Consider the following 8,721-nt stretch of genomic DNA (forward strand, 5'->3'; position numbering starts at 1 on the left):
GATCTCAACACGGCGGTTTTGTGCGCGTCCAGCATCCGTCGTATTGGGGACAATAGGCTTTGTCTGTCCATACGAGGAGACCGAGATACGTCCCTTAAAGTTTGTGGGAGCTTGCTTTTCCAGCCAGGTTTTTACCGCAAAGGCGCGTGCCTCCGAGAGCTGCATGTTCTTAGTCGGGTCACCAACATTATCTGTGTGGCCTTGAATCTCCACGGACATATTTGAGGCAACCAGTAAGCTACGTTTGAGTTTCTCAAGATCCTGAACCGCTTTCGAATCGAACTCCGCACGTCCGGTCATGAAGGGGATATTCCACTTGCTCTTAGATCCTTCACCACCCTGGCCGGGTTGTGCGGGCTTGACATTCGCCACTACATTGGTTTTGGCGACGCTCACCGCACCCGAGCCCGCCTTAGCCACCACGGCCTTCAGGTAGGAGAGATCTTGAACCTGATCTGCTGAGGGATAGCCACTGACGATCTCCGGGTACTGCTTGACGACCAGATCCCCAAAGACTTTGTAGACGGCGGCGTAGAGATTCGCGGAGCCGGGAGCCAGCCCGAAGGTGAAGGCCGCATCCGAGATGTTGTTGGCACGCGAGCCACCTAGCTCAACGTCTAGGCCCGTCTTGTCTTTCTCCGTGACGCCTTTGTAGTATTTTTTCCAGTAGGCCGCATCGCTCTCTTTGTAGACAGCCGCGCTGATCTCCGCTGCCTGCCCGAGTGCCTGATCGTTCTTTTGGACGGCCTCGCCACCGGAGAGGGCGGCTTTGAGCAAGCCCTCCACAATCGGGCGGTTGGCCTTGCACCACTTGTCCACCCCGATAATCACGCAGGGCATCTGGCTGGCGTACTCTTTGGTGGAGACAATCGAGACCAGACCGCCCTTCTTCTGCGCGACATTGACATCGCCGGGGGTCCAGGTCACGACGCCGTCCACCTTGATCTTCATGCGCTGGCCGGTCTTCTTGCCGTTGCGGACTACATCGCGCTCCTCGGTGTAGCCAGTGATGTATTTTTCGCCCGCGTCTAAGTAGTCGCTAGTGTTGATCCAGTTGATCGCGTCGGGGTCGTAGGTTTTTTCGTCGGGGTTGGTCTTGAGGTCGTTGTCGCCGATCCACTTCTGCGCGATGTTCCAGTCGCCATCACGCAAGACACCCGCGATCACGCCGCCACGTGCGCTCTGTGGGTCTTTCTTCCAGTCGGTAGGCCCCATGAACTTGTCCTCGCCCCGGGAGAAGCCAATCGCCCCGACCACTTTCGGGCGGTACTCCGGCCCGATCTTCGCGAGTGCATCGTCCACGCCCTTGAGGAACGCGGCAGAGCCATCGCCCATCACGGTCACAAAGTGCGCCCCAACACTGGGGTTCTTCTCACCCTGAGAGAGCTTGGTCGCAAACGTCACCAGCGCCTCAGTGAGCTTGTCGTTCATGTCCTGGCGTGCAAATTTTAGGTTCACCCCATTGGTGCACATCAGGCTACCTTTAGTGGCCTGTGGCCCGCCGTTGGCAAAGTGCAAGCCCATGTGGGCGTTCCAGGCGTAGCCCAGCAGACGAACTTCAGGTAAGTCTGTACAGCCAGGCTCACGACCAGGCATGAGTACGGGGCCTTCATCAGGTTTGTTAGGATCGGTGCCTGGCACTCCACCGGGGAGTTTAATAACATCGCCCTTCACCGAGGCTTTCTCGGGAGCCTTGGGAATCAGCTTGCTACCAAAGAGCTTGTAGGCACCGATGGCACCGCCTCCGACTAAAAGAAGTATAACCGCTTTTCCTGCGGATGTTAGTTGTGGCATTTCTTAGCCTCCTTTACTTTCTACAGAGAGATCAGACCCGGTATACGCCAAAAAGTTACGCTGCATATTTCGAGGGCCCTGTATCTAGGCTGAAAAACTCTAAAATATCATCTATTTTATCGGCTTCGGCCTCGCACTGCGCTTGTGCAGTAGTGAGCTGCTGCTGGGTGCTGGCGATAATGGCCTGCTGCTCGGCGATGCGGGCTTGCAGTGCCTCGATCTCGGCCTGGGCGTAGCTCACGCGCTCCGAGGTCACTTTTTGCAGGTCTGCTGTGTAAGACGCGAGCGCGGCGAGCTTTCTGGAGGCATCGGCGACAATCGTCTCAGCGCTGGCTCCCATCGTCGCACCTATCGTGGTGAGCGTGGCGGCGACCATCTGGCGCTGCATGTCCAGAGAGAGCCCGCCGGGCAGTTTTCCTAAAAGCTCGCGCGTTTGTTCCGCCCCGAAAGTCACGGTGGGGAGCTTGGCCCCCGCGTAGATCGCCTGCACGTCCACGGTGCCATCGGGCAGGAGCGCACCGGAGGTCTCCTCCGAGGAAACTTTGATCTCGTCTAGGTTCGGGCCGTCGCTCTGCCGCACCAGCTGCTCGACGGTCTGCGGCAGAGGTGGCGGCGTGGCTCCGGGCACTCCCGCAGCAATCGCCTGGGAGCGTTTCTCGATGTCCGCCAGCTTACGGTCCAGATCTGACATCTCCGCGCTGGGAGCAGAGGCGGGTTGCGGGTCGGAAAAATTAAGAGGCGCAGGGGTCTGCTCTTGCTCGGGCATGACCACGAACAGACCGACGGCTTTACGGAATTTATCAGCAATGGGCATAAATTGTCTTTAACCTTACTCGAATTATAAATCAAAACGACGCGACATATCATCGTAGGCCGCCATTTCATCCAAAAGATTCGTCATCGCATCGGTCTGGGTCACCACACCCTCGATGTCGGCGAGCACTTGCTCCGGTGGCCGTGCGCGGATCTGGTCGTTGATCAGCCCAAACGAGTCTTCCAAGAGCTGCATCTGGTGGCCCAAGTTTGTTAATATCCGCCCGATCCGCCCCACATACTCGTGGCGCTGGGTCAGCACCTCTTTGCGCTTGTCTAGCACCGCTTGGGTGTTGGAGTCTTCCTCAGATTTATTCTCAATCTGCGCGATCTCATCCTCGAAGCGCTCCTGAATCGTGGTCACCATACGCTTTGCGCGGTCTTCGTTGGGAACCGGAGGGCCGTCTTTGTCGCGCCGCTTGCTTTTCAGCCCCACCACGACCTCGGCGTAGACATTCTCAAGATACTGTGCAAACTCGACTTCACGCCGGGCAAAGAGCAGAAACTTTTCGAGAAGATAGTCCAGCTTGCGGCAGACCTCCCGCATCCAGTTCTCGTTGGAGAGCGCATGGCCATCGAGCTGGGTGCGAATATCCTCAAGACGCGAGAAGCGTTCTTGGACGTTCTCGGAGATCACCAGAAAGACATCGTCGCGTAGCTTCTTGCGCCGGGCTGTCACTTCGGCATCGAAGCGGTGGGAGAGGCGCTGCTGGTACCAGCGAGAGTCGGGGACAAAGAGAAGATAGGCCGCTTCCGCGACTACCCCAAAAAGTAGAGGGAGGGGGTTGAGGAGAGCCGCCGAGAGAGCCGCAGCCCCCGCCAGCCCAACGACGTTGTAGTTCTCCTTAAATGCCTCGGCCAGTCGATTCTTACGTGCCATTGGGCTCTATTATACCCTCCTCCCAACCCTGCGGAGGCAGAGAGGAAGGAGGGGGTGGGTCCCCCCGTTCTGATCGGGGGGGTTAAAAGAGCTGCTGAACCTTGCCGGTGGAGTCGCCGAGGGACTCGCCGGGAACGCCGAAGCGATCCAGCATGGTGATGAGCAAGTTCGTCATCGGGGTGCCGTTTTTGTACTTGATGTGCTGGCCGCCCTTGAGCGTCCCGCCCGCGCCGCCTGCAATCAGGAGCGGTAGGTCGTCGTGGTTGTGCCGGTCACCGTCGCTGATGCCGCCGCCATAGACCAGCATGGTGTTGTCTAGGAGCGTTCGGTTGCCTTCTTTGATGCTCTGCATCTTCTGTAAGATATAGGTGAGCTGCTCCACGTGAAATCTATTGATCTTCTTGATGTTCTCTAGCTTCTCCGGGTTACGGCCATGGTGTGAGGTCTCATGGTGCCCGTCGTTGATGCCGATCTGCTTGTAGGCCCGATTCGAGCCCTCGTTGGCAAACATAAACGTCGAGATGCGCGTGATGTCGGCCTGGAAGGCCAGCACCATCATGTCACCAAGCAAGCGCACATGATCCGGGTAGTCGGGCATGCCACCGGACATCCGGGCCTTGAGTGCCTCGCCGCTTACGCCGGTCTCTTTGCCCGCTTTCTCTAAGAACGTCATGCGCCGCTCGATCTCGCGAATGCCCGTGAAGTACTCATCGATCTTGTGGCGGTCATGGGCACCCAAGCGGCCCTGGAGCGACTTGGCGTCTTCCAGCACAAAGTCTAAGATACTCTTGTTGTTGAGCTTGCGCTGGTCGCGTGCCTCTGCGCTCTCATTAGGATCTTCTCCGCCAAAGAGCCGCTCAAAAACGAGGCGTGGGTCAACTTCTTTCGCGACGGGCGAGTTCTCGGTGCGCCACGAGATCGTGTTGGAGTAGGCACAGGAGTAGCTACTATCGCAGTCGCCTGCCAGCCCGCCGCGCTCACAGCCGATTTCGAGACTGGGGAAGCGCGTGAGAGCACCACGCTTGGCTGCGGCAAGCTGATCCGCTGAGAGCCCCACTTTGATGTTCGCCCCACTGGTCTTGACGGGTTTGCAACCCGTCAGCCACGCCGCCGCGGAACGCGCATGATCACCGCCGCCATCACCGTGTGCAAAGGCCCAGTTCTGGGTGAGGCCAGTGAGCACATTGAAGTGGTCTTTCATGCCCGCCAAGGGCTCTAGTGCATGCGGCAGTGCTCCCAGAGCGCCTTCGGTGGCGGGGGTCCAGTGCGCCATGTTGATCCCATTGGGAACGAACAGAAATGCCATTCGCAGAGGCGCTTCACCCTCGCTCTTTCCGGTCTGGGCAAAGGCAACCGCTTCCAGGTAAGGCAGGGCGAGTGCCACGCCTGCTCCTCGCAAAAGCGTCCGTCGTGTCATGTTTGCATTTTTCATGGTGTTTTATTATACCTTCTTGCCAGATTCATCTCCGCGTCGCTCACGGAAGGGCTTGCTTGTGATCACTGCCTCCACCATCGCGGAGAACTTGAAGTTTTTTGTCTCGACGCTTTTTGCCATCGTATCGAGGTTACATTTATCGGTGCGCTCGACACCGCGCCCGAGGGCGTAGGTGAGCAGGCGCTCGGTCATCGCCTTGGTGAACTGGCTTTTCTTGCTCAGTAGCACGCGCTTCAGCTCCTTGGGGCCGGTGAACTTATTGCCATCAGGAAGTGTGCCACTGACATCCATCGGTTTTCCAGCATCCTCGGTGCGCCACTTGCCAATGGCATCGTAGTTCTCCAGCGCAAGCCCAATCCCATCCATCTGCGCGTGGCAGTTGGCACAGGCCGGGTTGCTCCGGTGGATCTCAAGGCGCTTGCGCAGGGTCTCCGCCTCGATCTTACCGCCGGGCTTATCGAGCTCGGGGACGTTTGGTGGCGGCGGTGGCGGCGGTGTTCCCAGGAGATTTTCCAGCACCCACTTGCCGCGCTTTACCGGCGAGGTGCGCCCCGGGTTGCTGGTTAGCGTCAGCACCGAGGCCATGGAAAGCACACCGCCACGTTGCGCTCCTTGAAGCGCGACCCGCCGAAACTCTTCTCCCTGAACTCCCGGAGTGCCGTAGTGCTTAGCGAGAGTCTCGTTGAGGTAGGTATAGTCGGAGTCAAGAAACTCTAGGACGCTGCGGTCTTCCTGGACGATCCCTGAGAAGAAAAGCTCGGCTTCTGTGCGCATGGCGTTGCGGAGTGGGTCGTTGAAGCTGGGGAAACGCGTGGTATCTGGCTGCACGACACCCACTTTGCGAAGCTGGAGCCACTGCCCCGCGAAGTTCTCTGCGAGGGAGCGAGAGCGTGGGTCTTTGAGCATGCGCTTTGCCTGCGCCAGTAGCACACCCGGACTTTGGAGCTTCTTCTGATCCGCCAGTCCCAGTAGCTCGTCATCGGGCAAAGACGACCACAAGAAATACGAGAGGCGTGTGGCTAGCTCATGGTCGTTGAGCTGCCGCCGGTAGTTCGGGTCGTCGGGCTTGGCATCGGGCTCGGGGCGGAACAAGAAGCTCGGCGAGACCAGGATTCCCTGGAGGGCAAGCTGAATCCCTTTTTCAAAAGACTGCTTCTGCGCCTTCGCCAGCCGCGTGAGCCCGATCAGGCGGGTGACTTCTGCCTCGGTGACAGGCCGACGGAACGCGCGGTGCGCCAGCGGAGCCAGCACGGCCTTGGCGGCACGGTTCCACTCCGCATCGGAGGTATCATCGGGGGTGTCAATCACGATCTTGCGGTGGGAGAACGGTAGCTCGCGCCGGGCCGTACTATTAATTACCTCAGGCGATGCCTCGATACTAACAGACTCAATGTAGAAATTACGGTCACGGCGGCCCTCAGGGAGCTTTTCGTCGTAGGCATCGTTGAGGAAAGCGACCCCGATTTTCTGTTTACCGGCCTGCTCAACTGCTACCGTGGTTTTATAGTCTAGCTGGTTGTTGGGGCCGGCAAAAACATCAAATCCTCGAATGGCAGCTCCTTTGTACTGGATGGCCATCTTCGCGGGTTCGGGCCCCAGCTTATCGGGCTTGCCGTCCTTGCCCTTGCCGATCAGACGCGTATCGTTGCCAAACGTGGACGCGCCCGCTCGGACGATAATCGTGTAGGTGCCCGGAACCGGGAAAGTGTACTCAACACTGGCCTCGCCATTGGTGGCAAGCTGGTAGCCTTCTCCGGAGATACTCCCTGGGCCCTGGAGCACGCCCGCAGGGAACTTCTGGAGGCGCGGCTTGTCTTCGGCGGCGATGATGGCGGTTTGGGCCGTCTTTGCGGCGGCGCTGAGGTACTTCTCCATCAGCAGCGGCGAGAGCGAGAGCACATCCCCGATATTGTCGAAGCCGTAGCCCACATCATCGTTGGGAAAGTCATCTGCGGGGCGCACATTGACCCCGAGCAAGTCCCGGATCGTGTTGTTGTACTCGGCGCGATTCAGGCGGCGCATGGTCACACGGCCAGGGTCGTTGATCTTGCAGTCCGCTTGCGAGAAAAGACTCTCCAGGGTGTTGCCCATACGCTTGCGCTCCGCATCGGTGGGCTGGGGCATGTCCGCGGGTGGCATTCGCTTCTCTAAAACCACCCCGCTCACCCGATCCCACGAGGTGCGGCTCTTGAGCACCGACGCGAAGCTTTTCTCGCTGCTCAGGTTGATCGCTCCCGAGCCATTGGGAGCTGTGTGGCAGCCCACACAGTATTTTTGGATCAGTGGCAGGACATCGCGCTCGAAGTTCCCTGCGGCTGTAGCGAGCGCTGCTTTTGCGCTCGCGGGCGCAGGGTTTTTCTGCACGGGCTTTTTTTGCGGCAGAGCCGCCCCTGCCGTGAGAGCGGCAAGAGGCAGGCCAATGACGAGAAGGGAGGCGTGTCGAAACATGGCTATCTTATAGATGGTTACCGAGAGAATCTGGTTCAGGTTCCTGGTTTCTTTTAGGTTTATTTTTTTTCCGTCATAATAGAGAAAGTGCAGGAAAAGAAAAAGCAAGAACTACCCCATAGCCGTCTGGAGGTGCTCGATGGCCTTCGAGGGCTTGCCATCGCCTTAGTGCTGTTCTTTCATCTCTGGCAGAAATCCTGGTGGAACCCGCTGGAGCGCTTTGAGACACTAGGACAGCTCGTGCCGCGTGGCTACTTAGGCGTCGAGCTTTTTTTCTTTTTGAGTGGCTTCTGCCTCTACTGGCCCATTGCCCGTGCGGGTGCCCTGCCCCCTTGGAAAACCTACTTTGCGCGGCGGGCATGGAAGATCCTGCCGTCTTACTGGCTCTGCTTGCTCGTCGCCTGGTTTGCTCTGCCCGATCCGATAGCCCACGCCGACCCGCACCTGCATCTCTTGACGCATCTAAGCTTTTTACACCCGTTTCTCTTTGAGACCTACGGCTCGATTCATGGGGTGTTCTGGTCGCTGGGCGTCGAGGTGCAGTTCTATGTCGCCTTCCCATTGGTGGCCTGGCTCTTTCGCCGGAGCGCACTGGTCGGGACACTACTCCTGGTGGCGCTGGCCTGCCTCTACCGCCTCTGGGTCTTTCGTAGCTTTCAGCTTGATACAGAGGGGCTGGCCTACACGGGGCGAATGAACCAGCTTCCGGGGTTTCTGGATCTTTTCGGTGGAGGAATGGCGGCGGCGGTGCTGGTGACGCAGGTGCAGAAGCGTCTCAAGCCGCATGTTGCGTGGGGGATTGTCTTACTGGTGGGCCTTGTGGCGTGCTGGTGGGTCTTTCACTCGTTCCAGGGCTTGCCCAATGGCCGCAACGGGCAGATGAACCACCAGGCGGCGGTGCGCTTGCCCTTTGCCCTGGCACTTCTGATCACGACCGTGGCAGGCTCGCTGACCCCGCTGAAGTGCCCGCTTCCGCTACGCTTTCTGGCAACGATCTCCTACAACCTCTACCTCTGGCACACGCTGGTGGCAACACTCCTGCAAAACTCGATGGGAATTGCAGAGCCCTGGAAGGTCACCGACGAGAGCTTGCGGGTGCGCTTCACGCTGGTGAGCTGGTTGGTGTCGCTGGCACTCTCCGCACTGATCACGTACGCCTTTGAGCTACCGATCTTGCGGCGTAGGTTTTTCCCTCCCCCGGCTCGTTCCTCGCCACCCCCCCCCGATAACGGGAGAGGGTCAGGGAGTGGGTTCTGACTCCCCCACTCTCCCACCCGATGGGCGTTGGTTTTTGGGAGAGCGGGGGCGGGGGGAGGGAGGGTAACCTACGGGAGAAGAGCCTGCCAGTGGG

The 8,721-nt window shown here is 58.9% G+C and carries 6 protein-coding genes; 1 reads left to right on the forward strand and 5 read right to left on the reverse strand.

Annotated features, from left to right (window positions below):
- From RMO15_RS29550 to RMO15_RS29570, 5 genes are all read right to left on the reverse strand, one after another.
- Nucleotides 1-1,794, reverse strand: a 1,794-nt coding sequence (locus RMO15_RS29550; protein ID WP_309721607.1) for an OmpA family protein, incomplete at its 3' end; no start/stop codon positions are given.
- A gap of 55 nt (nucleotides 1,795-1,849) precedes the next feature.
- A complete protein-coding gene (locus RMO15_RS29555; RefSeq protein WP_309721609.1) occupies nucleotides 1,850-2,608 on the reverse strand; it encodes a hypothetical protein in 759 nt (252 codons plus the stop codon).
- Between the two features lie 24 nt (nucleotides 2,609-2,632).
- Nucleotides 2,633-3,487: a hypothetical protein gene (locus RMO15_RS29560; RefSeq protein WP_309721612.1), complete on the reverse strand. Its 855-nt coding sequence runs from the start codon at nucleotides 3,485-3,487 to the stop codon at nucleotides 2,633-2,635.
- An 82-nt stretch (nucleotides 3,488-3,569) separates the two neighbouring features.
- Complete coding sequence (locus RMO15_RS29565) at nucleotides 3,570-4,919, reverse strand: DUF1552 domain-containing protein (protein WP_309721613.1); 1,350 nt, start codon at nucleotides 4,917-4,919, stop codon at nucleotides 3,570-3,572.
- A gap of 9 nt (nucleotides 4,920-4,928) precedes the next feature.
- Nucleotides 4,929-7,370, reverse strand: coding sequence for a DUF1592 domain-containing protein (locus RMO15_RS29570; protein WP_309721616.1), 2,442 nt, complete (start codon nucleotides 7,368-7,370; stop codon nucleotides 4,929-4,931).
- 87 nt (nucleotides 7,371-7,457) lie between these two features.
- On the opposite strand from RMO15_RS29570, the gene RMO15_RS29575 reads away from it, so the two are divergent.
- Entirely contained in the window at nucleotides 7,458-8,627 is a 1,170-nt protein-coding gene (locus RMO15_RS29575) for an acyltransferase (protein ID WP_309721618.1), read from the forward strand.
- Nucleotides 8,628-8,721 lie beyond the last annotated feature (94 nt).

The organism is Armatimonas sp. (assembly GCF_031410135.1).
Taxonomy (GTDB): domain Bacteria; phylum Armatimonadota; class Armatimonadia; order Armatimonadales; family Armatimonadaceae; genus Armatimonas.

Excerpts from the sequence above, each read along its gene's own strand:
- RMO15_RS29555 (WP_309721609.1), bottom strand. The coding sequence starts at position 2,608 with ATGCCCATTGCTGATAAATTCCGTAAAGCCGTCGGTCTGTTCGTGGTC.
- RMO15_RS29560 (WP_309721612.1), bottom strand. The coding sequence starts at position 3,487 with ATGGCACGTAAGAATCGACTGGCCGAGGCATTTAAGGAGAACTACAAC.
- RMO15_RS29565 (WP_309721613.1), bottom strand. The coding sequence starts at position 4,919 with ATGAAAAATGCAAACATGACACGACGGACGCTTTTGCGAGGAGCAGGC.
- RMO15_RS29570 (WP_309721616.1), bottom strand. The coding sequence starts at position 7,370 with ATGTTTCGACACGCCTCCCTTCTCGTCATTGGCCTGCCTCTTGCCGCT.